This is a genomic window from Shewanella oncorhynchi (genome assembly GCF_030848765.1).
Classification (GTDB): Bacteria; Pseudomonadota; Gammaproteobacteria; order Enterobacterales; family Shewanellaceae; genus Shewanella; species Shewanella oncorhynchi.
In genome coordinates this window covers 3148859-3171999 of the sequence record NZ_CP132914.1, presented here as the reverse complement: position 1 = coordinate 3171999, position 23141 = coordinate 3148859, and the positions used below count along the sequence as shown (strand labels likewise).

Annotated in this window: 21 protein-coding genes and 1 other RNA gene; 10 read left to right on the top strand and 12 right to left on the bottom strand. The window is 45.9% G+C overall.

Annotation, left to right across the window (positions count from 1 at the left end):
• Positions 1–49 precede the first annotated feature (49 nt).
• The 6 genes from RA178_RS14345 to pspF all read right to left on the bottom strand — a co-directional run bounded on the left by RA178_RS14345 (position 50) and on the right by pspF (position 6521).
• Positions 50–835: a peptide ABC transporter ATP-binding protein gene (locus RA178_RS14345; RefSeq protein WP_105252932.1), complete on the bottom strand. Its 786-nt coding sequence runs from the start codon at positions 833–835 to the stop codon at positions 50–52.
• Positions 816–1823: a peptide ABC transporter ATP-binding protein gene (locus RA178_RS14340; protein ID WP_113938851.1), complete on the bottom strand. Its 1008-nt coding sequence runs from the start codon at positions 1821–1823 to the stop codon at positions 816–818. Before RA178_RS14340 ends, RA178_RS14345 begins: the two co-directional genes overlap by 20 nt.
• A gap of 3 nt (positions 1824–1826) precedes the next feature.
• The gene (locus tag RA178_RS14335) at positions 1827–2717 is read right to left on the bottom strand and encodes an ABC transporter permease subunit (RefSeq protein WP_006081133.1); all 891 of its coding nucleotides are present in this window, start codon (positions 2715–2717) and stop codon (positions 1827–1829) included.
• Complete coding sequence (locus RA178_RS14330; RefSeq protein WP_212599885.1) at positions 2704–3735, bottom strand: ABC transporter permease; 1032 nt, start codon at positions 3733–3735, stop codon at positions 2704–2706. Before RA178_RS14330 ends, RA178_RS14335 begins: the two co-directional genes overlap by 14 nt.
• Entirely contained in the window at positions 3735–5360 is a 1626-nt protein-coding gene (locus tag RA178_RS14325) for an ABC transporter substrate-binding protein (protein WP_173496504.1), read from the bottom strand. The genes RA178_RS14330 and RA178_RS14325 overlap by 1 nt, the downstream gene beginning before the upstream one ends.
• A 69-nt stretch (positions 5361–5429) precedes the next feature.
• A complete protein-coding gene (gene pspF / locus RA178_RS14320; protein ID WP_306682422.1) occupies positions 5430–6521 on the bottom strand; it encodes a phage shock protein operon transcriptional activator in 1092 nt (363 codons plus the stop codon).
• Between the two features lie 177 nt (positions 6522–6698).
• Between pspF and pspA the strand changes: the two genes are divergently transcribed.
• The 8 genes from pspA to ffs all read left to right on the top strand — a co-directional run bounded on the left by pspA (position 6699) and on the right by ffs (position 13272).
• Positions 6699–7382 carry a phage shock protein PspA gene (gene pspA / locus RA178_RS14315; protein ID WP_006081137.1) on the top strand — a complete coding sequence of 228 codons (684 nt, stop codon included), beginning with the start codon at positions 6699–6701 and terminating at the stop codon, positions 7380–7382.
• Positions 7383–7399: 17 nt separating this feature from the next.
• Positions 7400–7639 (top strand): envelope stress response membrane protein PspB, encoded by a 240-nt coding sequence (gene pspB, locus RA178_RS14310; protein WP_006081138.1) that lies wholly within the window; start codon positions 7400–7402, stop codon positions 7637–7639.
• The gene (gene pspC / locus RA178_RS14305) at positions 7626–8012 is read left to right on the top strand and encodes an envelope stress response membrane protein PspC (protein ID WP_263171057.1); all 387 of its coding nucleotides are present in this window, start codon (positions 7626–7628) and stop codon (positions 8010–8012) included. The genes pspB and pspC overlap by 14 nt, the downstream gene beginning before the upstream one ends.
• A 113-nt stretch (positions 8013–8125) precedes the next feature.
• Positions 8126–9586, top strand: coding sequence for a YcjX family GTP-binding protein (locus RA178_RS14300; RefSeq protein WP_306682417.1), 1461 nt, complete (start codon positions 8126–8128; stop codon positions 9584–9586).
• Positions 9583–10791, top strand: a complete 1209-nt coding sequence (locus tag RA178_RS14295) for a TIGR01620 family protein (RefSeq protein ID WP_306682415.1) — start codon at positions 9583–9585, stop codon at positions 10789–10791. The genes RA178_RS14300 and RA178_RS14295 overlap by 4 nt, the downstream gene beginning before the upstream one ends.
• Before the next feature lie 341 nt (positions 10792–11132).
• A complete protein-coding gene (gene megL / locus RA178_RS14290) occupies positions 11133–12326 on the top strand; it encodes a methionine gamma-lyase (RefSeq protein ID WP_306682413.1) in 1194 nt (397 codons plus the stop codon).
• A gap of 226 nt (positions 12327–12552) precedes the next feature.
• Positions 12553–12915 carry a ComEA family DNA-binding protein gene (locus tag RA178_RS14285; protein ID WP_173496509.1) on the top strand — a complete coding sequence of 121 codons (363 nt, stop codon included), beginning with the start codon at positions 12553–12555 and terminating at the stop codon, positions 12913–12915.
• A 259-nt stretch (positions 12916–13174) separates the two neighbouring features.
• An RNA gene (gene ffs, locus RA178_RS14280) (signal recognition particle sRNA small type) lies at positions 13175–13272 on the top strand.
• Between the two features lie 218 nt (positions 13273–13490).
• On the opposite strand, the gene RA178_RS14275 is transcribed toward ffs, so the two are convergent.
• Genes RA178_RS14275 through dinG form a run of 6 tightly spaced genes read right to left on the bottom strand, consistent with a single transcriptional unit; the run spans position 13491 to position 18966 of the window.
• Positions 13491–13781: a late competence development ComFB family protein gene (locus RA178_RS14275; RefSeq protein WP_028760452.1), complete on the bottom strand. Its 291-nt coding sequence runs from the start codon at positions 13779–13781 to the stop codon at positions 13491–13493.
• Positions 13782–13814: 33 nt separating this feature from the next.
• Positions 13815–14723 (bottom strand): histone deacetylase family protein, encoded by a 909-nt coding sequence (locus tag RA178_RS14270; protein ID WP_263175955.1) that lies wholly within the window; start codon positions 14721–14723, stop codon positions 13815–13817.
• A gap of 29 nt (positions 14724–14752) precedes the next feature.
• Complete coding sequence (locus RA178_RS14265) at positions 14753–15442, bottom strand: DUF2057 domain-containing protein (protein WP_263175954.1); 690 nt, start codon at positions 15440–15442, stop codon at positions 14753–14755.
• A 9-nt stretch (positions 15443–15451) separates the two neighbouring features.
• Positions 15452–16120 carry a primosomal replication protein gene (locus RA178_RS14260; RefSeq protein WP_249195591.1) on the bottom strand — a complete coding sequence of 223 codons (669 nt, stop codon included), beginning with the start codon at positions 16118–16120 and terminating at the stop codon, positions 15452–15454.
• Complete coding sequence (locus RA178_RS14255; protein WP_212599893.1) at positions 16111–16884, bottom strand: sulfite exporter TauE/SafE family protein; 774 nt, start codon at positions 16882–16884, stop codon at positions 16111–16113. Before RA178_RS14255 ends, RA178_RS14260 begins: the two co-directional genes overlap by 10 nt.
• Before the next feature lie 9 nt (positions 16885–16893).
• On the bottom strand, positions 16894–18966 hold the full coding sequence (gene dinG, locus RA178_RS14250; RefSeq protein WP_131524311.1) for an ATP-dependent DNA helicase DinG: 2073 nt from the start codon (positions 18964–18966) through the stop codon (positions 16894–16896).
• Between the two features lie 137 nt (positions 18967–19103).
• Here dinG and RA178_RS14245 point away from each other — a divergent pair, with 137 nt between their 5' ends.
• Together RA178_RS14245 and RA178_RS14240 are read left to right on the top strand one after the other, a co-directional pair.
• Complete coding sequence (locus RA178_RS14245) at positions 19104–21551, top strand: DNA polymerase II (protein WP_306682411.1); 2448 nt, start codon at positions 19104–19106, stop codon at positions 21549–21551.
• A gap of 222 nt (positions 21552–21773) precedes the next feature.
• The gene (locus RA178_RS14240; protein WP_028760445.1) at positions 21774–22985 is read left to right on the top strand and encodes a porin; all 1212 of its coding nucleotides are present in this window, start codon (positions 21774–21776) and stop codon (positions 22983–22985) included.
• Positions 22986–23141 lie beyond the last annotated feature (156 nt).

Here is a 23141-nt window from a genome sequence, read left to right as displayed (position 1 = left end):
GCACCTATTTTTAGCCAATTCACCTCATTATTTAAGTGGTTGGAGCAGTTTAGCGTTTGTGAACAAACAGACTCTGCTCTTGGACCAACCTCTGGGTGTATTCATGTTTTGGTGAATTAAATATTTGTTCTGTATCAGCTTTTTCAACCATTACACCTTTGTGCAGTACCATAATTTTATCGCTGACATGGCGAATAATATTGAGATTATGGGACACGAAGATATAAGACAAGCCGAGATCTTTTTGCAGTTTTAACAGCAAATTAAGAATTTGCGAACGCACCGAAAGGTCCAGAGCGGTTAAGGCTTCATCGGCAATGATAATTTTAGGATTGAGCATTAAGGCTCGTGCTACTGCGACTCGTTGTTTTTGCCCTTCGGAAATCATGTGCGGATAAAACTCCGCGTGCTCGGGTAATAAACCTACTTTTCGTAAGGTATCGACCACTTGGGTGTGCCGCGATTGCGCAGACATTTGGGTGTTGAAACGCAGCGGCTCATCGAGCAATTGACCAATCGTTAGGCGCGGGTTCAGTGAAGTATTCGGATCTTGGAAAATCATCCGAATTAAGCGGCATCTTTGCTTCACATTGCGGCTATCTAAGGCTTCACCTTCGAAAAAAATCTCACCACCGCTGCGGGGCTCTGCACCGACTAAAATGCGGGCGAGGGTACTTTTACCTGAACCCGCCTCACCCACTATCGCTAAGGTTTCACCGCGTTCGAGTTCAAAGGATACGGGCGCTAATGCATCGTTATATTGGCGGGAAAAGCCCTTATAACCAGTATCATATCTTTTATAAAGGTCATTAACTTTAAGCAGTGGGGTCGTCATTATGGGTTTCGCCGTGATAAGGGAAATGACAGGCAAAATAGCGGTCTTTGATATGACTCAAATTTGGCTGATTAACGCATTTTTTTTGTGCTTCAGGGCAGCGTGGCCCTAAACGACAACCAATAGGCAAATGCTGTAAGGCGGGCGCAGAACCCGGTAGGGTAGGCATAATCGCCTTGTGACCACCTGAGCCTGAATAGTCGGGCATATTTTCGAGTAACGCCTTAGTGTAAGGATGATAAGGCTGCTTAATCACTTCGTCCGTCGGCCCAGATTCCATGACTTGACCGCAATAGAGCACGGATAAGTGATCGCACCATTGGGCTAAGGTTTCCAGCTCGTGGCTGATCAATAGAATCGATACGTTTTGTAATTGATTTAATTGGGATAATAATCTGAAAATTTGCGCCTGAGTGCTGAGCTCCATCGAGCTTGTGGGTTCGTCTGCAATCAAGAGGCGAGGCTGGTTAGCAACCGCCATCGCAATCATCACTTTTTGGCATTCGCCTTCGGATAATTCCCATGCGTAGCTAGACATCACCTGCCGCGGATTCTTGATCCCGACTTTATGCAGCCATTTCTGTGCTGTAAGTCTTGCATGTCTGCGCCGTTGCCAAAAATAGGCGTTGGGATTTTTAGGCATAGCTTGCATTAACTGACTGCCAACGGTTTGTGCTGGATCTAAGCTGCCAGACGGATCTTGGAAGATCATTGCCATGTCTGAACCCATCAGGTTACGGCGCTCTTTTGAGCTCATGGCCATCAAGTTATTGCCATCCCACATCATGCGGTCTGCAGTAATAGTCCAGTTGGGGCCGGGGATGCCTAAAATCGCTCTGGCTAACAAACTTCGTCCTGAGCCAGATTCACCAACTAGCCCATGAATTTCGCCCGCATTGAGTGTTAAGCTGACTTTTTCTAGCGCCCGCACTCTACCGTGGGGCGTATCGAGTTCAATCGTTAGATTTCGTACGTCGAGTAAGGGCATAAGTTAGTTTCTGATGGGCGCAAGCGCCGACCGTAGGCCATCGCCAACCAAGTTAATGGAAAGCACACTGAAAAGAATCGCTAAGCCTGGGATAGTTACGGCCCAAGGTGCAGTTAGTAAATTATCCATCCCTTGGGCGACCATTGCGCCCCATTCTGGACTCGGCGCCTGTGCGCCCAAGCTTAAAAAACCCAGGGCAGCGATATCTAAAATAGCAGCTGAAATGGCAAGTGTGGTTTGAATAATCACCACTTCCCACACGTTTGGCATAATGACATACCAAAAAATTTGCATCGAGTTCGCGCCGTCTAAACGCGCGGCTGTGACATATTCTTTTTGTAATTCTTCATGCACTGACTGGTGTATGGAGCGCACAAATTGTGGGGTTAAGGCAATCCCGACGGCCCAGAACACGTTTTCAAGCCCTGGTCCCATTACAGCGACCACTAAAATGGCCATTAATAATGAAGGAATCGATAACAGCGCATCGAGCAAATGACCGAGAATACTGGACTTTAAGCCCCGCATCATGCCCGACAACGACCCTATGATAAAGCCTGTGAATAATGCGGTAACGACGATCAGCAGCGCCATGCCAAAGGTCAAGTGCGCGCCGTGTAATAATCGGCTAAAAATATCGCGGCCGAGATCGTCAGTCCCTAAAAAGTGCGCCACTGTCCCTGAAGGGTCCCAAGAGGGTGGTAACAGCAAGGCTCTTGGATCTTGTGCCTCTGGTGGGAAGGGCGCAATCATAGGGCCAAACAGGGTTAGCAAGAGCAGAAATGCAATCGTCCACAGACCCGCTAAGGCGAAAGGATTAGCCGAAAAGTTAAGCCAAACCCGCATAGTCGGGGAGGCAATTTGATCTTCTTGATAAATTTTAACTGGTGGCATAAAGGTCTTTTCTGCTCAGTGGATTAAAGGCTGTGTGCAGCACTTCAATCAAGATACTTAGGAAGATAATCAATAGGGCCACGGCCAAAATCCCACCTTGGATAACAGTATAGTCCCGTTGGTAAATCCCTGAAACCAGCCAAGATCCTACACCAGGCCAAGAGAAAATCATTTCAACCACTATGGCATAACTGGCAAATGAGCCAAGCATTAGCCCTAAATGTTTAAGTACGGGGATTAACGCATTGGGCAGGGCGTGGCGCAGTATAATCGTGCCAGTATGCATGCCTCTGGCTTCGGCGGCGCGGATAAAGGTTTGATTCATCACATTCACCATTGCCGAACGGGTGCTACGAACCACTACAGTAAAAGGTAACACGGCCAGTGTTGTGGCAGGCAAAATGATATGCAGCAGGGCATCTTTAAATGCCGACATGCCGTATTCAGACTCTGACAACAAGGTATCCACTAGCATAAAGCCTGTGACAGGCTTGATTTCATAGAGCAAATTGATTTGTCCCGAAATTGGTAACCAACCAAGATCGACGCCAAACCAAAGCGAAAGATAAAGGCCTAACCAGAATACGGGTACAGAGTAGCCCGTTAGGGTAATCGCCATAATGGTATTTTGGGTGAGCTTATGTTGACTCTGGGAGGCGAGCACGCCTAAGGGCACGCCCAAGCAAATTGCGATAATGCCCGCCATCACAGCAAGTTCGAAGGAGGCGGGCAGGACGGCACTGAGTTCTTCGGCGACTTCTTGATGTGACGTGACTGAAATCCCTAAATTACCGCTAAGCCTTTGTTGTAGGTAAGCGATAAATTGCCACGCTTGGTTTTTATCTAATTTGTAGTCCTGTTCTATTTGAACCAGTTGGCTCGCCGTCGGTGTATGTATGCCAGTGAGTGCATAGGTGCGCTCAACTGGAAACAAGCCTGTAGCGTAAAATAAGACACCCACCATGACTAACGAAGTAGCAAGAAATAAATTGAGGCGACGCAGTAGGTATGTAAACATTAATTCGCCTCCTTTGGTGCTTGGCTAGTATGGGTGAAGGAAATACCACCAAAAGGCGTAAGCTGCATATCCTTGATATCACTGCGAGTTAACGCTACACGTTTGGCATGGGCCAGACTCAGCATAGGTACTTGTTCAGCTAAAAAGGCTTCTGCTTGTTGATAAATCACTTTACGTTCCGCTTGATCTGATACTTCCCTTGCGCTGTTTAAGATGGCATCAAACTCAGGGTTACACCAGCGAGAACGATTGTTGTTTGATTGCATTGCTGCACAGCTCAGCAGCGGATTAAAAAAGTTATCGGGATCGCTGTTATCAGCATTCCAGCCAATCAGCACAGAATCATAGTCGTCGCGGCTCAGTCTCTGATTAAATACGCTCCAATCGTAACTGACGATATTCACTTTTACGCCGATGTTTGCTAAATCGGATTGAATTAATTCGGCCGTTTTCAACGAATTGGGGTTATAAGCGCGGGCAACCGGTATGGCCCAAATATTGATGCTGAGATTTTTTATACCAGCTTCTTTTAATAGGTCGCGTGCTTTTTGCGGATTGTAATCGACAAGTCCTTTGTTATTTTCGTAGGCCCATGATGCTGGCGGCAGAACGCCGGTGGCTTCAATGGCAGTATTTTGATAAACCGCTCGCAGGATATTTTGTTTATCAACAGCATAGGCAAGTGCACGACGTACGCGAACATCATCTAACGGTGGCTTTTGTGTATTAAAGGCCCAAAATGCTACGTTAAGACCTGGTTGTGATTCGATGTTTAATTCTTGATGCTGTTTGATAACAGGCAGTTCACCTGCTTTGGGCAGCGCAGAAACGCTGCAATCCCCCGCGATAAGCTTAGCGAGCCTAACTGTACTTTTGGGCGTGATATCAAATACCAGCATATCGATTTTTGCTGGCTCTCCCCAAAAATCGGGATTACGGCGATAGCGGATATATTCGTTTTTAGCGTATTGCACTAAAGTGAACGGTCCTGTACCAATGGCAAAGTGGTCGACGTTTTCAGGATGACCTAAAGCTAACTGCTGCTGCGCGTATTCGTTTGATAAGATCACCGCAAAGTCGGTGGCTAAATTCGACAGAAAAGAAGCGTCTTTGCGGGTTAAGTAAAAGACCACTTCATGATCGTTTATCTTCTCTATCCCTTTAACTTGCTGAGAAAAGCCAATACTTTGGAAGAAGGGATAACCCGTGCGGGAGACAAAATGATAAGGATGCTGGGTATCGATAATACGATTAAAGGAGAACAACACATCGTCGGCATTAAAGGGGCGAGTTGGGTAAAAACGCTTTGAATGCTGGAACTGCACGTTTTCCCTGAGAGTGAAACGATAGCTTAAGCCATCATCAGACATGGCCCAACTCGTCGCCAAGGCAGGGACAAGCTTGCCTGACTGGGTGTCATAATCCACTAGGCGACTATAAATTTGATGCGAGGTGGCATCGATTGTCGTGCCAGATGTCACCAATTGTGGATTGAAAGACTCAGGGTTCCCTTCGGAGCAATACACCAAACCAGAAGGGAGTCGTTGGGGGCCACACGCGACCAACAACCAACTCATGCAAGAAACTGCAGTTGTTAGGCACAGGCGTCTAATTAGCACACTCATTTATAAATCATTATTTTATCGACTATGAACGGCTATTTTAGCAGTGCATCTCCCCCGTGGGCAATCTGCTTATGCTTTATCAAGTAAATTGTACTTTTTAAGGATGCCACGCAGTTGGTGGTAGCTTAACCCGAGCATGTCGGCGGTTTTCTTTTGGTTATATTGGCTGTTTGAAAGTGCTTGCTGGATCAGATCCATTTCGTACTGCTCCGTTTGCTCTTTAAAATCTAACGGAAAATTAAAGCAATTCGTTGAATACTCAGTATTGACTTGTACTTCAGCCTCAAATGTCGGCGCAGATTGTGGCGTACTGGCAACAGTTGTTGGCGTTACTGAGGTGATTTGACGTTCGCGGGTCTTGATCCGCGTTTTAGGCCGATACGGTGAAGCAAAGGGATCGAGGGTAATATGATCGATGGGCCTATTTTCACCACCATTACGGTAAACGCTGCGCTCGACTACGTTTTTAAGTTCACGGATATTACCCGGCCAGTCGTGGGTCATTAATTGCTCGACCGCATGGGCGCTGAAACCGCTGAACAGCTGCAGTTTTAATTGGCGCGCCATGCCAACGGCGAAATATTCCGCCAGCGTCATTATGTCTTCTGGGCGGCAACGCAGTGGTGGCAGAGTAATTACATCGAAGGCGAGTCTATCGAGCAAGTCGGCACGAAATTCGCCTGCGTCAGCAAGTGATGGTAAATCTTCGTTGGCGGCGCAGATTAAACGAACATCAGCCTGCACGGTTTTACTGCCGCCGACCCGCTCAAATTCGCCATATTCAATGACGCGCAGGAGCTTTTCTTGGATAAGTCCTGAGGTGTTGGCTAATTCGTCGAGGAATAAGGTGCCGCCGTCGGCGCGCTCAAAGCGGCCTTCGTGTTTGCCTTTGGCGCCAGTAAAGGCTCCTGACTCATGGCCAAATAATTCACTCTCGAGTAAATTTTCACTCAAAGATGAACAGTTTAGCTTAATAAAACTTTGATCCCAGCGCTTAGACAGATAATGTAAGCGTTCGGCAATAAGCTCTTTACCTGTACCACGTTCACCAATAATCAGTACGGGTTTAGACAGAGGCGCTATTTGCGACACATGTTCTAACACTTCGAGTAGGGCGTTGGATTGACCGATGAGGTTGTCTTGCTGAAATTTATTATCCACGATATTTTTTAGTCTTTCGCGCTAAAATTTGGTGAAAATGATAATAAGTGGCTTGAAGCGTAAAAGGAAGTAAAAGTTAATTTTTTGTTTAAGTTGCTGTATTTAAATAAGAAGTAAAAGTTGGCACGGTTAGTGTATTACCTTGTACGAGACCAACATCAATTTGAGGATAGGATTATGGGAATTTTCTCTCGTTTCGCCGATATCATTAACTCTAATATCAGCGCATTGCTGGATAAAGCCGAAGACCCAGAAAAAATGGTTCGACTGATTATCCAAGAAATGGAAGACACACTCGTTGAAGTGCGTTCTACCTCAGCTAAAGTGTTAGCTGAAAAGAAAGAGCTGCAACGTCGTATCAACCGCGTGTTAGAGCAAGTGCAAGATTGGCAAGATAAGGCTGAACTGGCACTGTCCAAAGACCGTGAAGACTTAGCGAAAGCCGCTTTAGTTGAAAAACAAAAAGCGACCGGTTTAGCAGATACGCTGAATCAAGAGTTAGCCGTCATCGATGAACATATCGCACGCTTGAAAGATGAAGTGGGCATGTTGCAAGAAAAGCTGCTCGATGCAAAAGCGCGTCAAAAGACCATTATTTTGCGCACTCAAACAGCGTCATCACGCTTAGAAGTGAAAAAGCAGCTAGATTCAAGCAAGATCGACAATGCTATGCTCAAGTTTGAGCAATATGAGCGCCGTGTCGAAGGCTTAGAAGCCCAAGTTGAATCTTACGATCTTGGCAGCAAGAAGACCTTAGCCGATGAGTTTGCGGCGCTAGAAGCGGAAGATTCTGTGAATGCAGAACTGGCAGCGCTCAAAGCCAAGGTAAAAGGTAAAGCGCCAACTAAGTCAAAAGAATAACAATTCAGAGGTGAGTTATGGATATGGACGTGCTAATGGCGCCGATTATTATTTTCATGGTGATAGTCGCGCCAATATGGTTAGTTCTTCATTATCGCAGTAAGCGACAAGTGAGCCAGGGACTCACTGAGGAAGAGTTTTCACAACTCAATGATTTGATATCCAAGGCCGATAAAATGGCGGCGCGTATCGAGACCTTAGAGGCCATTCTGGATACAGAATCGCCCGAATGGAGGGGGAAACATGAGAGGATCTAATGGCCGTTCTTTGTACCGCATTCCCCAGTCAGGCAAAATAGCGGGTGTATGTGCAGGGATTGCCGAGTACTTTGCGATTGAAACTTGGTTAGTGCGAGTGCTGACTGTGTCTATCTTCTTACTCGGCGGCTCAGGTGTGGTATTTATCATCTATGTCGCTTTGTGGGTGATTTTAGACATCAAGCCGCAAAAGCATTACGATAGAGACGATATCGAGGTGAAGAAGAAGCCGTGGCAGTCGGGAGAACCCGCAAAGCAAGCGCTAAGCGACGTGAGTCGTCAATTTCGAAGTCTGGAAGTCAGGCTACAAAACTTAGAACGTCACGTCACCTCTGACAACTTTGACTTAAAAAGACAAATCAATAGTTTGTAACCCTTCTAAAGGGCGGCCATGTCCGCCCTTGTTGCTTAATCTCTGCTCCATTCCAGTGTATAGTCAACATCACTTGACATAAGTTAACATCATTCGACATAAGGGAAGTCTCTATGGGAATGCTTGATGCCTCGCTCCATAAATTAACCCAAAAGGGCCAATCCCTGTTACATCGCACCGCGGACCGGCATTTACGTTTGGCCGTGACTGGGCTTTCTGGTGCAGGAAAAACAGCGTTTATTACGGGGTTAGTCAATCAGTTACTCAATTCTGGACCTGTCTCAACCTTACCTCACGCCCGCAACAACAGCGCTTTGCCACTGTGGCAGGTGAGCCGCGATCAGCGTTTACTCGGTGTTAAGCGTGCCATGCAGCCGGATCTTGAAATCGCCAGTTTTGATTATCAAGGCGCCATGTTAGCGCTCACTTCCGAACCTGCGACCTGGCCAGCCTCTACCCGTACTATTTCTGAGTTACGATTGGCGATTAAATACCAACCTAAGAAGGGCTTACTAGCCAAGTTTTCTGATACCGCCACCTTGTATTTGGACATAGTCGATTATCCTGGCGAATGGTTACTCGATTTACCTATGTTGCGCCAAGACTTCGTTACTTGGTGCCGTGCTCAACAAGTTCGCATCGAGAATCTTAAAAGCTCTCCCTTGTATGCCGAGTTTGAGCAATCTTTGACATCATTGGATTTAGCCGCGAACGCCGATGAACAGCAATTAAAGCAAATTGCCGATCAATATCAGCTATTACTCAATGATTTAGTGCACGTGCAAGGTTATTACCAAGCGCAACCTGGGCGCATGTTATTGCCAGGTGAATGGCAGGGTGCTCCCTTATTGGCTTTTTTCCCCCTGTTATTGGTGAATGATGAAAAGTTTGCTGAGCTTTCGCAAAGCGATAAACACAGTGGATTCCATGTACTGGAAAAACGCTATCAAGAATACGTGGCTAAAGTGGTTAAGCCTTTCTATAAAAACCACTTTGCCGGTTTTGATCGGCAGTTAGTACTCGTTGACTGTTTTAGTGCGTTGAATCGCGGTAAAAAGCAATTTGAGGATATGGGCGCGGCGCTCAATGCCATTATGGAAAGCTTTCAGTTTGGCCAATCGAGTTATTTACGGCGTTTATTTGCCCCCCGCATCGACCGTTTATTGTTTGCCGCGAGCAAGGTTGACCATGTGACTCGCGATCAGCAGAGCCATGTTTTGTCCCTGCTGACCGATATGTTGAAACACAGCCAGCATTTTGCCAGTTTCGATGGTTGTAAAGTGGAGACGATGGCGATTAGCGCCATTAAAGCGACTCGCCATGGCATGGTAACGACCCAAGAGGGCGAGGTGGAAGTCGTGCGGGGGATGGGACTCAATGGTAAAGCCCTGACCTTGTTTCCCGGCGAAGTGCCCACTCGCTTACCTGAAGCGCATTTTTGGCGTGACCAAGGGTTTAATTTTGTTGGGTTCGCGCCGCCGAGCAATGTTAATGTTGACCCTTCTCAAGTGCATTTTGACCATATTCGTCTCGATCATCTGCTGCAGTACTTACTGGGAGATAAGTTGGAATGACGTTAAAGCTATCTGATAATCCAAATGAGCAGGCCTCTAATTCCTCTGTACACTCATTTGAGTATAAGGCGCTGAAAAAGCAGCAGCTATTTGACCCACAAATAGTGGAGCTTAAACCCAGCAAAGAGGATCTCAAAGGGGCGAAAGCCTTTGATCCCCATACGCCAGTGCAAGAAGTGGCTGCTGATATTGAGGAATTGATGGATGAAACGCTGTCAGCCCATCCCCAAATGATTGATGCTAAATCGGTATCGCCTAAACTCGTCAAGTCACGGCGTTGGTCTTGGCTCGCTCGTCTAGCAGCTGTGAGTTTATTGCTGCTTGTAGTCGTTCAAACAGGATTAGGATTGAGGGATGCTTGGCTTGAGAGCCCTTGGTTGTTTAGTTTTTATGGTGTAGTGCTTGGGGTGGTCAGTGCGTGGGCATTAGCGGGTGCAGTCAGTGAATACCGTAAGCTCAAGCGACTCAAACAGGTCGCCGATACTCAAGAAACGGGTGCAAGGCTAGCGCAGAGCATGCAAATGGGGGAAGCAGACAGCTTTATCGATAATATCGTTTGTCACTATGAAGACAGCCAAGGTTTGCAGCAACTTCGCCGTTCATTAAAAGATGAACATAATGATGCCGAGAAAGTCTTGTTATTCGAGGACTTAGTGCTGACGGAGCGAGATGAACTGGCCAAAAAAGTCGTGCGACGCTATGCGGCTGAGTCGGCAGTGCTACTGGCGGCCAGTCCGTTAGCAGTGCTCGATATGGCGATTATCCTCTGGCGTAATCAACGTATGTTGCGTGATGTCGCGCGCTGTTATGGCATAGAACTGGGTTACTGGAGCCGAATTAAACTTATCCGCAGTATCATCATCAATATTATTTATGCGGGCACCAGTGAGTTAGTCACAGATTTAGGAACACAGCTATTATCGGTTGAAATGACAGGTAAATTGTCTGCTCGCTTGGCCCAAGGTTTAGGCGGCGGTATGCTAACGGCGCGTCTTGGATATCAAGCCATGGCGCTGTGTCGGCCGATTGTGTTTAGAGAAGATCAAAGGCCTAAATTGTCTAAAGTGCATCAGGAATTGTTGATCGAACTTAAGCAGTTTTCAGGCAAGCTGTTTACCAAAGAAGGTCGCGACGCATTAAAAGGCCAGTTCGCCGATGTTGATGACAAAGTACCTCGGGCAGCTAAAGAGAAGACTAAAGAGTAGATATTATTTAATATCAAAAAATTAACCGATTTAAATGGCCGAAATTAGATGCGCTAATGGACTTGTTCCTTAGCGCATTTTTTATGATTCTTGCAGATAAAGAGAATGACTAAGTGCGACGTAAAAGTGCTATGTAACAAGTTAATTACACTTTTGAACGCTGCTATTTTCGTCATGCTACTGGCTTAAGTGCTTGGCCGCGTTATGGTAGGGCTTATTCGATAGGACTAATGTTTCATTAACTTATCTATTAGATTATCCATAATGTGGGCATTGAGCGCTCCACACCAACAATCAATCAAGAACGGGAACTGCTCAATGCCAATGACAAGGAGCTAGGTATGCAAGATGAGTCAGGCAAGATGTGGAAGGCGGCAACACAGGTTATTCATGGCGGCCATGAGCGAGAGGCCTTTGGTGTCTTAGTGACGCCGCTTTACCAAAGTGCGACTTTTGTGTTTGAGTCTGCACAGCAAGGTGGTGAGCGATTTGCGGGCAATGAGCTGGGGTATATTTACACGCGTTTAGGTAATCCGACAACTGCCGAGCTTGAACGTAAAATGGCGATTTTAGAAGGGGCTGAGGCCGCAGCCGCAACCGCTTCTGGTATGGGCGCAGTATCCGCCGCATTGCTGGCTAATTTGCAGATGGGCGATCACTTAGTGGCGTCGAATGCCGTATACGGTTGTACTTATGCGCTAATGACGACTCAGTTTGCCCGCTTTGGTATTGAAGTGTCCCTAGTGGACTTTTCATCGGTAACAGAAATAGAAGCGGCGATCAAATCCAATACTAAGGTCATTTTCTGTGAAACCCCTGTCAATCCGCATTTGCAGGTATTTGATTTAGCTGCAATTGCGAATATTGCCAAACGTCATCAGTTGGTCAGTATTGTCGACAATACCTTCATGACGCCATTACTGCAGAGACCGCTGGATTTTGGCATTGATTTGGTGGTCCACAGTGCGACTAAATATCTGAATGGCCATGGCGATGTGATTGCGGGGATAGTGTGTGGCAGTGAAGAACAGCTCCATAAAGTGAAGTATGAAATTTTAAAGGATATTGGCGCTGTGATATCGCCACATGATGCTTGGCTGATCTTACGCGGCCTTAAAACCTTAGATGTGCGTTTGCAGCGCCATTGCGATAGTGCCCAGCGCGTGGCAGAGTTTTTGGCGGAACATCCAAGCATTACACGTGTGTATTATCCCGGGCTTAAATCTCATCAAGGGCATAAATTCATTGGCCAGCAGATGAAACGTGCTGGTGGTGTTATCGCGTTTGAACTGGCGGCAAATTTAGAAGAAGCTATGGCCTTTGTCGGATATCTAAAGTTGTTCTCAATTGCGGTGAGTCTAGGTGACGCTGAATCCCTTATCCAACATCCTGCATCGATGACGCATTCACCTTATACGCCAGAGGCAAGAACGGCGGCTGGGATTGGTGATAATTTGCTGCGGATCTCTATTGGTTTAGAAGATTGTGACGACATCATCGCCGACTTGAACCAAGCGCTAGCTCGATTAGCTTAATGAATGTTGTTATTTTAAAGACCGTTAGCTATTTGAATGATAAAAGGATGCTTTTTGCATCTTTTTATCATAGTCAAGCACTGGCTCATTGAGCTGAAGACAGAAGTTTAGCGATAGTGAATATTTATGACGCCGATTTGGTATTTCGGGACAGCTTAGACTATTTTTGATTTGAGGCCACGGAAGTAGGACGAAAGGCCGCAAATCATGGAATAGAGGAATTGTTATGAAAACCACAAATCGTATACCAGCTTTTATGAGTGCCATAGCATTAACGGCTTTTTTGGCAAGCCCAGCAATCGCAACAGAAACCCCAACCAAGGCCGCCGTGAAAGTACAGGCTAAAACTGAAGCGGGTGAAATGGCATCGGATGTGAAGAAAGCTATGCCAGATGCCGCTCAAGTCAACATTAATACCGCTTCAGCCGAGCAGTTACTCGTACTCAAAGGGATTGGTGCCGCAAAGGCTCAAGCGATTGTCGACTATCGCACTAAAAATGGTAAGTTCAATGCTATAGATGACTTAGCCAATGTCTCTGGTGTTGGGGCTAAGATAATTGAGCAAAATCGCCATTTGATCAAGTTGTAACCACCTTTGGCGATGATTGCGGTGTAGCCTGCTGATTTTTATGATAAGAGATTCAGTAAAACATATATAAAAGTCTGCATTTGCAGGCTTTTATCATTTCAATCACTCCATTTGCTTATAGATTGTGCAGTTAGGTGGGATATTAAGAGATCTTATCGATTAGCGCTTGATCCCATAGGGTCCATGGGGGATAATCCTCCGCGTTCAAGCAATGCTTTGGTTTATGTCATTCAAAGTAATGTTCGAAGTTATGGTGACCCTAGGGTCCCCCCGCAATGATAACTTGTGAACTCGGCCAGGCCCGGAAGGGAGCAACCGCAGCAAGCGACTCGTGTGCCGGGGTGTCGGCTCTAGGGGAACCTCCAATTCAACAGTCCCTCTGTTTATTTCCGTTGTACTTCTATATATCTACTCAATTTATATTATTCAATATTTTAGCTTACAGACTATTTCCGTTTTCTGTCGTTAATCATTTATAGCATTAATATTTCTGCACAATGAGATAATCCATTACCGGCCTCAGTTCTTGCCACTGCAACGGCTAAAAATGCTCTCAATAGTAACTCTTAGCAAGATTAGCGATTTGCTTCGGCTTCTTCCTGTAATCTTTTTTGCAGATTTTGTTTAAGAAAGGCGCGGGACTTTTCGAGTGCGGTTTGGATCTCACGCTTTAATTCCTGCAGCTCGTTATAGTCTTCAAAGAAGTAGGTATCGACGAGGTGGCGTATGTAGCGCACAGGCAGTTGATTTAAGGTCACGCAACATAAGTCGGCGAGATAGTCTTCAGGAAGCTCGTCCATAAGTCCTTCATCTGACAATATTTCCATTAAAAGAACTTCGTAGTAATTACGGATTTCGAGTTGCATTGTTATGCTCCATGACGGTTTTCATTGAGTTTGCTACCACAAATGATTTGCCGCAATAAAAAGTTGGCTGTGTCTTTGGCTTAATTGTAGTGCGTCTCTGCTGTAGCCGCCGCCTATCACGGCTGCAATTGGAATATTTTCCGATTTTGCCATTGATAACACAGTTAAATCCCGTCTGAACAGTCCTTCTTGGCTGATATTGAGCAAGCCAAGATCGTCATTTTGATGAATATCGACCCCAGCATCATAAAGAATCAGATCTGGTTGATGGATTCGCATAAGGAGGGCGAGTGTCTGCTCCACGGTTTCGAGATACAGATTGTCATCGCTGCCTTTGGTTAGTTCAATATCATGGTGGGAATACTGCTTACGACTCGGGAAATTCTCTTTGCAGTGAATCGAGCAACTGATGATCCCTTGATGTTGGTGGCTGAGGGTTGCACTGCCGTCACCTTGATGCACATCGCAATCAAAAATCAGTACCTTGTGTACTTGATGGCTTGCGATGGCATTTCTGGCCGCGAGGATAAGGTCGTTGAAAATACAATAGCCGCTGCCAAAATTGTAATGGGCGTGATGGTAGCCCCCCGTGAGATGCAGGGCAATACCCTGATTTATGGCTAATGAAGCTGTGAGTGTGGTGCCTGCTACTGAATGCAAGGTACGCTCAACTAAGGCTTCACTCCACGGGAAACCAATCCGTCTTAGCGCCGCTGTTGGCAAGGTACCCGCGATAAATTGCTCTACATATTCGCGTTGATGCACTTGTATTACATCTTCTGCAGTCATGGCCGTTGGTGCGTGGAACTGTGCAGTCGTGGCAATGTGGTTATCGAGTAAGTACTGCCGTAAATGTGCGTATTTAGTGGTGGGAAATCTGTGATGGGGAGGAAGCGCCAGCTTGGAATAGCTGGCGTGATAAACCAGTGGGATCAGAGTCAATATTGACTAAACCTCGTTATCGCAAGTTGTTATAGCTGTGAAATTGCCCAGCTCATAAATTCTTTACGGGTTTTTTCATCCGCTTGTAGCCACCAGTATTGCAACATTTGTTGTGGGTTGGCTCCTGCTGCTTTAGAGGTGTCTACGGGGGCGGTGAGTGATGTTGCGTTAACGGTCGCCGATGTTGTCACGGGTGCTGGTGCAACGGCTACTACTGCTCCAGCGGCACCGGTTGCTGCTGCCGCAGTACCGGATACGTCAACGGCTTGATTACCACTGAAAAGGCGAGAGACGAAGCTTTCTTCTTCTAAATTGGTATTCACCACTTGGTAATTGACGTTGCCTTTGTCACTACGGGTTAATTTGATTTGTGGGTTTTGCGCGTAAACTTTAGGCTTTTTAACGACTTCACCTTCGGCCGCTTGTAGGTAATATTGATGGTCGCCATCAACATCTAAAGTAACGATGAAAGGTGCTGACTTAACAAAGGTTTGGCTGTCACTAAAATTATCCTCTACCATTTCATGGTAACGAATGGCGATTTTGTGAGTGCCGGGGGCCAATTCTAAGCTGCTTTTATGGTTGAATACGCTCGACTCGACTTTTTTACCATCAAGAGCAAGGTACTCAAATGACATAGGAATGTTCAGATCTGCGGCGAAGGCTGAGGCAGATCCGAGTAATACTAGCAGGCTGCTAATTGGCAAAAGTGATTTCATTGTTACTCCTTAACGGTTATTACTCTGATACGGGCGTTCGAATATTTGAATGCGATCTTCTATATAACTAATAGCTTGCCTGCATTTTCCTAGACGACGATGCATCAAAAGGATGTCATTTTGCAATTTTATTTTGTCAGCACTATGACAGTTTTCAAGTTTTGATTCCATTTCTTCAATTTTTTGTTCAAATTTTTTCGCCCAATTCAGATGTTTGTTCAATTCTTCGTAGATCTCATGACTATTTTGCATCACGTTATTGGCGATCCAATCGAAACCACTGGCTTGGTGAGACTGATTCTGGCGTTGTGCAAAACGGGCACGGCTACTGGCACGCTGCTGAGTTTTAGACTTAATGTCGATAGAAGTGGTCAGCAAGGCTCGTTTGACTGCGGTGAATCTATCTTGGATCCGCTCACAGCTCAGGGCAATGGTCTGGGGGGCGAGTTTAAGCTTAATTTGTTTTTCGAGCTGCATAATACTGCTACGAATTTGTTCAATACAGGGGCTGAGTTGGGCGCCGTGTTGGACAAACAGCGAGTGATTAAAACGCTCTGTTTCTTGCAGGAGTTTGCGCTGTGGCGGCGCGAGTCGATTATCGTGTTGCAGCACTTCTTGTTCTAAGGCTTTAAGCTGATTCTTCAGCATCACCATTAATTGTTGGGTGTTCACAACCATGCGCTCCATGCCAAATTCGCTGCAATCATTAGCACGATCAAAATAAACAGTGGGCGGATAAAGGGCATGCCAAATTTAATCGCACAGCGGGCACCGATAAATGAGCCTAACATCATGCACAATCCCATCCACAGACCTATTTGCCACTGTACCTGTCCAAGCCAGCCAAAGATAGTCAGTGCGGTCAAGTTGCTGGTAAAAGTCATCGCACGGGCAAGGCCACAACTGTGCAGTAAAGGCAGTTTATACAAAGAGCCAGATGTGACGGTCCAAAATGCGCCAATGCCTGGGCCTGCAAAACCATCATAAGTGCCTAAAGCCAGTCCCTGTAGCCATTGTTGCTTGGCTGGCGGCTTGCTGATTGGTACTTGGCAGTTAACGTCTGACATCGCATTGGGGCTGACTAAACTGTAAATAGCGATGCCAATGATCAGCAAGGGTAGGACTTTTTCGAGCCATTGAGTATCGACTAAATAGACTAAGAAACTGCCCAATACGGCGCCAATAAAGGTGGCGATAAAAGCCATGTACCAAAACGAGGGTTTAAAGAGGTGTTTGCGATAATAGGTCCAAGCTGCCATAAAAGAGCCAAAGCTTGCTGCTAACTTATTGGTGCCTAATACGGTATGCGGCGCAATGCCTAAGGTTAACAGTGCGGGGATCGACAATAGGCCACCGCCACCCACGACGGCATCAATGAATCCAGCGATAAGACCTATGACTGCCAACAGGGCCCAATGACTGGGCTCGAGTAACAACTCCAAATTTTAATCCTACTCTATAACACGTCTAAAGGGCGGTAAGGCATCCAGTAAGGACTTACCATAGCGTTTAGTGACTAACCGCCTATCTAAAATAGTCACTCGGCCATAATCTTGCTCTTTACGCAGTAATCTACCACAACTTTGAATAAGCTTACGTGAAGCATCTGGGATCGTCAGTTGTAAGAAGGGATTACCGCCTTTGACTTTGACATATTCTGCATGCGCTTGCTCAACGGGCGAGGTTGGTACGGCAAAGGGCAGTTTAGTGACGATCAAGTTAGTCAGATAATCACCGGGCAAGTCGAGACCTTCAGAAAAACTGCCGGTGCCAAACAAGATGCTTGGTTCGCCTTTATCGCATTTAGCTTTATGATTTTCTAACAATTGTTGCCGTGGCGCATTGCCTTGGATAAGTAGCTCAGTGGTGAGTTTACCTTCAAGTAATTCAACCACTTTTTCCATCTGCCAGTAGGAGGCGAATAGCACTAAGGTTGCCATTTCGCCTTCAATAAGGGTGATGATTTGTTCGGCAAGTTCAGCCGTATAGGCATCATCCGTCGGCTCAGTGCGCATTTTGGGTAAATAAAGTGTCGCATTATTGGGGTAATCGAAGGGCGATTGTAAGGCTAAATAACGACTGCCATCATTGAGTGACAACCCAACTTGATGCACGAAATGGTCAAAGTTATTGAGTGCGCGCAGCGTGGCGCTACATAAGACTACGCCTGCGGCCTTTTGCCACAGCATGGATTCCAGCATAAAACCGACTTCAATCGGCGAGGCGCTAAACAGATAATCCACTTGTTTACCTGTGATGAGTTCGACCCAGCGCGCCATAGGTGCGCCTTTGTGCTTATCTTCCTTGGCCATCATCCTCCACAGTTTCTGCAGGTTTTCGAGCCTTTGCAGCATAAATCCGGTTTCGGCCAATAGCGCTTCGGATTGATGTTTAGGAATATCGCCATCTTTAATCGCCTCGGCCAGCAGTGACAGCATTTTATTAAACTGTTTGAGGGCAAGATTAGAGGTCACAGCAAGGTTTTCGGCGAGAATGAGTAATGACTCTGGTAGTTTGCCGTGCTCAAAACGCAGACGGTTTTCAGGATTGGCAAAGTGTTTGGTCTGGGTATCGCAATAGTGGGCCACTTGATTGAGCTGGCTGATAAGATCGCCTAAATGATCTTGCATCGCTTGCGCGGGGGCAATGATATTGTTGCTTTTTATTTGGTTTTGTAACTTAGCGCAGGTTTTGCCAATTTTTTCGAGCCAGTCGCAGGCGCCCCTAAGCGTGGCCTGTGCACTGGAGAAGTCCCGCGCCACAATGGGTAAGTGATGTGCCTCGTCGATAACATAAAACACGTCTTCGGGATCGGGCAAAATCACGCCGCCACCTAATTCTAAATCGGCAAATAACAAGCTGTGGTTGGCGATGAGCACGTCCCAGGTATCAACATCTTCACGGGCCTTATGGAACGGGCAATTTCTGTGGCTGGCGACTTGGCGATGACAGCTGTGTTTGTCGCAGGCGATTTGTTGCCACAGGTGATCGGGCAGCGGCACGGCTAAGGTGTCGATTTCGCCGTTCCAGCGACCTTCGTTATAGTCTTTTAACAGGCCATGCATCATAGCCACTTGGCTATTGTCAGGCTTAGTTTGCCACATGGCCATTTGTGTACTGTTGTCGTCACCGATGAGCATCGCCAGTTTCGATAGACACACATAACGTTGTCGACCTTTGACTAGGCCAAAGCGGAAATTTAAGCCGGATTGCTCAAGGAAGAAGGGCAAGTCTTTATGCAGTAATTGTTCTTGCAGGGCGACGGTCGCGGTGGCGATACAGACTTTTTTCTTGCTCGCTAGTGCCAGTGGGATGGTACCGAGAATATAAGACAATGATTTACCGATCCCAGTCCCTGCTTCGACCACTATGATGCGTCTATCTTTGTCATAGTCGCCGGCGAGGGTCTTAGAGATTTCCGCCACCATATAGTTTTGTTCGCGGCGCGGCCTAAAATTAGGCAAGGCGGTAGCGATATCCTTATAGATGGCGCGGATCTGGGTTTTTACATTGTCAGGTAACATGCGTCACTACTTTATCGAATTAATGCTGTACATAATAACAGTGATTGCATAGCCTAAGAAACTTTTCTGCCATTTGGCGGCATTTAAATTGAGGAACCATCTAAATTGACTAGCTATGCGATTTGGGAACCCATGCGATGAAGTCAGAGGCTACCGCGGCCGTTAGTGTACAAGGTCGAGTCTTAACACGCCATGCGATTCATCGTCATGGGAGTTTAGTGTTGCAGTATTATCTGGCTACCGCCCAAGGCCCTGTGCTGGTGGAAGTGCAAGGCACTGAACACATTTGTTTTTGTCATCAAACTGATGTCACTGCTTTGCAGTTGCAAACGCCGGGTCAAGCATTGCGGTTTGTACCGTTAGCGCTCAAAAGCTTTAAAGGCGGCGCGGTTAGTGGTGTTTATGCTAAATCTAGCAATAGTTTACGTACCTTACAGCGCATCGCTAAAGATGCCGATATCCCTTTATTTGAAGCCGACATTCGCCCCGAACAGCGTTATTTAATCGAGCGGTTTGTGGCGCTGGATGTGGCATTTTTAGGGCATTTCTCTGCGACGAGTAACATACACGCGCCGACTAGCGACAGTCTTGAGGCTAACTCGCTGCCCGTGTTTATCGCCGAGCGGGCTAAGAGTATTGCCCCTTTAACGGCTGTACATTTCCGCTGTATTTCACTGGATTTTGAATGCAGCTTTGAAGGTTTACTCTATTCAGTTGCACTATATGGTCAATACAGTGGCCGAGACGAAGAGCAAGACAGTCTCAAGCAGACTTATGAAAAAGTGATTATGGTGGGTGAGGCTGAATCAAACTCTCTCGAATATATTGAATGGGTGGCCGATGAGGCTGCACTCATTCATCGATTAATCGCGTGGTTCCATGAGTTTGATCCTGACTTTGTCATAGGTTGGTCAGTGGTGAGTTTTGACCTCGCACTCTTGTCACGCCGGGCATTATTACACCGTATTCCGCTCACCATTGGCCGCGGAGGGGCAAAGCTTGAGTGGAAAGTCGATAATAAATTTCGGCCAGAAACCTTAGTTTTACCGGGCCGTGTGGTACTCGATGGTATCGATTGGCTCAAAGCCGCTTTCTATCATTTTGAGCGGTTCTCGTTGGAATTTGTGTCGCGGCAATTATTGGGTGAAGGCAAGGCCATTCATAACGTCGATAATCGCGTTGAAGAAATTGACCAGCTGTTTAAGACCGATAAACAAGCCTTAGCGCATTACAATCTTACCGATAGCCGCCTAGTGTGGGATATTTTTACTCACACTCAATTGTGGGATTTTGCCCTCGCGCGTGCCGAACTGACAGGTTTAGAACTTGGGCGAGTAGGGGCTTCGGTGGCGGCGTTTAATCATTTGTATTTACCGCATTTACATCGAGCGGGTTATGTCGCTCCTGCAGAGCCTGCCAGTGATGGCATTGAAAGTCCTGGCGGCTACGTGATGGATTCTGTGCCGGGACTTTATAAGCATATTTTAGTGTTCGATTTTAAAAGTCTATATCCCTCCATTATTCGTACTTTTTTGATTGACCCTAAGGGATTAATTGAAGGTTTGCGATTGCCCGAGTCTGAATGTGTTGCGGGGTTTCTCGGTGGGCGTTTCAGTCGGCAACAGCCCATTTTACCTAAGCTTATCCAAACATTATCTGAGCAGCGCGAAAAGGCCAAAAGTGAGCACAATGCGCCTTTATCCCAAGCGATAAAAATTATCATGAACTCGTTGTATGGGGTTTTAGGTTCTCAAGGTTGTGTTTTCCATGATGCAAAGTTAGCAAGTTCGATCACTATGCGTGGCCATCAAATCATGAAACAAACCCGCACATGGATAGAAGAGATGGGCTATCAAGTGATTTACGGCGATACGGATTCGACCTTTGTCTGGCTTGGCAGCGAGCCAGATCTCTCAGACATTAACGCCTTAGGTAACACTCTGGCGCGGGAAATTAATGCTAAGTGGCAGGCTAAGATCGGTGAAGATCATCAAGTTGAGAGTTTTCTCGAGTTACAGTTTGAACGCCACTATGAGCAGTTTTTTATGCCGACCTTAAGAGGGTCGTTAGAAGGCAGTAAAAAACGTTATGTTGGCGCGTGGCGTAATGCGAGCGATGAACTTGAGCTTACTTTTAAAGGTATGGAGCAAGTGCGCAGTGATTGGAGCCCTTTAGCGCGCAAAGTTCAAGAGTCACTCTATGAACGGATGTTTAACCAAAGGGATATCAGTGTTTATTTGGCCAGTGTGTTTGAAAAGCTGCTTGATGGCGAGTTGGATGATGATTTGGTATTTCGCAAACGTATGCGACGCAATATTGAAGATTACACGGCTAAATCTTCTCCCCATGTTAAAGTCGCTCAACAATTATGCGACTTAACAGGAGATGCCTCTTTTGGCAAGCGTGGGGCGCAGATTGATTATCTGATTACTGTAAATGGACCGGAATCCTTACTGTACAGAACGTCACCAATTGATTACCAATACTACATTGATAAGCAAATTGGCCCTATTGCCGAGCCTGTTTTTTCGATAATGAAACTAAACTACATGGATATTGCGTCAAAGCAGTTACTGTTAATATAGTGTTTTTAATGTTCTTTATGTGTTGCGCAGGGTGGCGAATGTAGCGTTTTGACCTGTTTTGTAGAGGTTAACTGGTTTGTTTTTGTGATGTTAATCGACATATTCTTTAGGTTTAGCTTTGAGGGAATATTGAAAGTTTGCTACCCTTTAAGAGGAAATTGTAAGGAAATATAACAACGGAATGACGTTGACAGAACATAAACAAAAAAGGTTAAGCACCAAATGAACAAGACGTTAGTAGCAACTGCGCTTGCAGCAATTTTTTTAGTTCCATCAGTCTCAGCTATCGAGATCTATAAAGATAATAAAAATGCCGTAGAAATCGGTGGTTTTATTGATGCACGCGTGATCAACACTCAAGGGGAAACAGAGGTTGTTAACGGCGCATCTCGCATTAATTTTGGTTTTAATCGTGAGTTGACTGACGGTTGGAAAGCATTTGCTAAATTGGAATGGGGTGTGAACCCTGTAGGTAGTAGCGACATCGTCTATAACAATCGCTTCGAATCTGTTCAAGAAGAGTTCTTTTATAACCGTTTAGGTTACGCTGGTCTGTCCCATGACACTTATGGAACACTGACTATTGGTAAGCAGTGGGGCGCTTGGTACGATGTCGTTTACAACACTAACTATGGTTTTGTGTGGGACGGTAACACTGCAGGTGTTTACACTTATAATAAAGATGATGGCGCGGTAAACGGTGTTGGTCGTGGTGATAAAACAGTTCAATATCGCAATGCATTTGGCGATGTAAGCTTTGCAGTTCAAGCACAGTTGAAAAACAGCAGCTTCTATACTTGTGATACAACGGATGATATTTCACAAGCTCAGTGTCAAGCGAACTGGGAAAGTGGTGATAAAGCGGCTCAACAAGTAGAATACAATTATACTTATGGTGGCGCGCTGACTTATAAAGCCACTGATATGCTGACCTTAACTGCGGGTGTTAACCGCGGTGAGTTTGATGTGAGTTTTGGTAACGGCGAACAAACCACAGCGGTTGATCTTATCTACGGTGCGGGTATCACTTGGGGTAACTTCGATAGCAATGGCTTATACGCTGCTGCAAACGTTAACAGACAAGAAAATCATGACACAGACAATATTGGTCGTTTGATTAAAGACGCCTATGGTATTGAAAGTTTAGTTTCTTACAAGTTTGACAATGGATTACGCCCATTCATTTCTTACAACGTGCTTGATGCCGGTAAAGACTACGTCATTCAACCTAACTTTAATGCCGATCCTAACGATGAGTTCAAACGTCAGTTTGTCGTGGTTGGTTTGCATTTTGTATGGGACCCAAACACAGTGCTTTACGTAGAAGCACGTAAAGATTACAGCGATTTTACCAGTGCAGATAAAGAACAAGAAGCTAGAATGGCGCTTTCTGAATCTGACGGCGTTGCCATTGGTATCCGTTACACACTTTAAGTTCGCCCTTATCTATTACAATAGTTTAATTGTTTAGAATTGTGCTAGTTGTAAGTGTTGCTTCAAAGCCCAAAGTGTAAAACTTTGGGTTTTTTCATTTAAAAAGGTTATTAAACTCAATAAGGTCGTGTTAAACGCTTTAAGTTTTAGCATTTT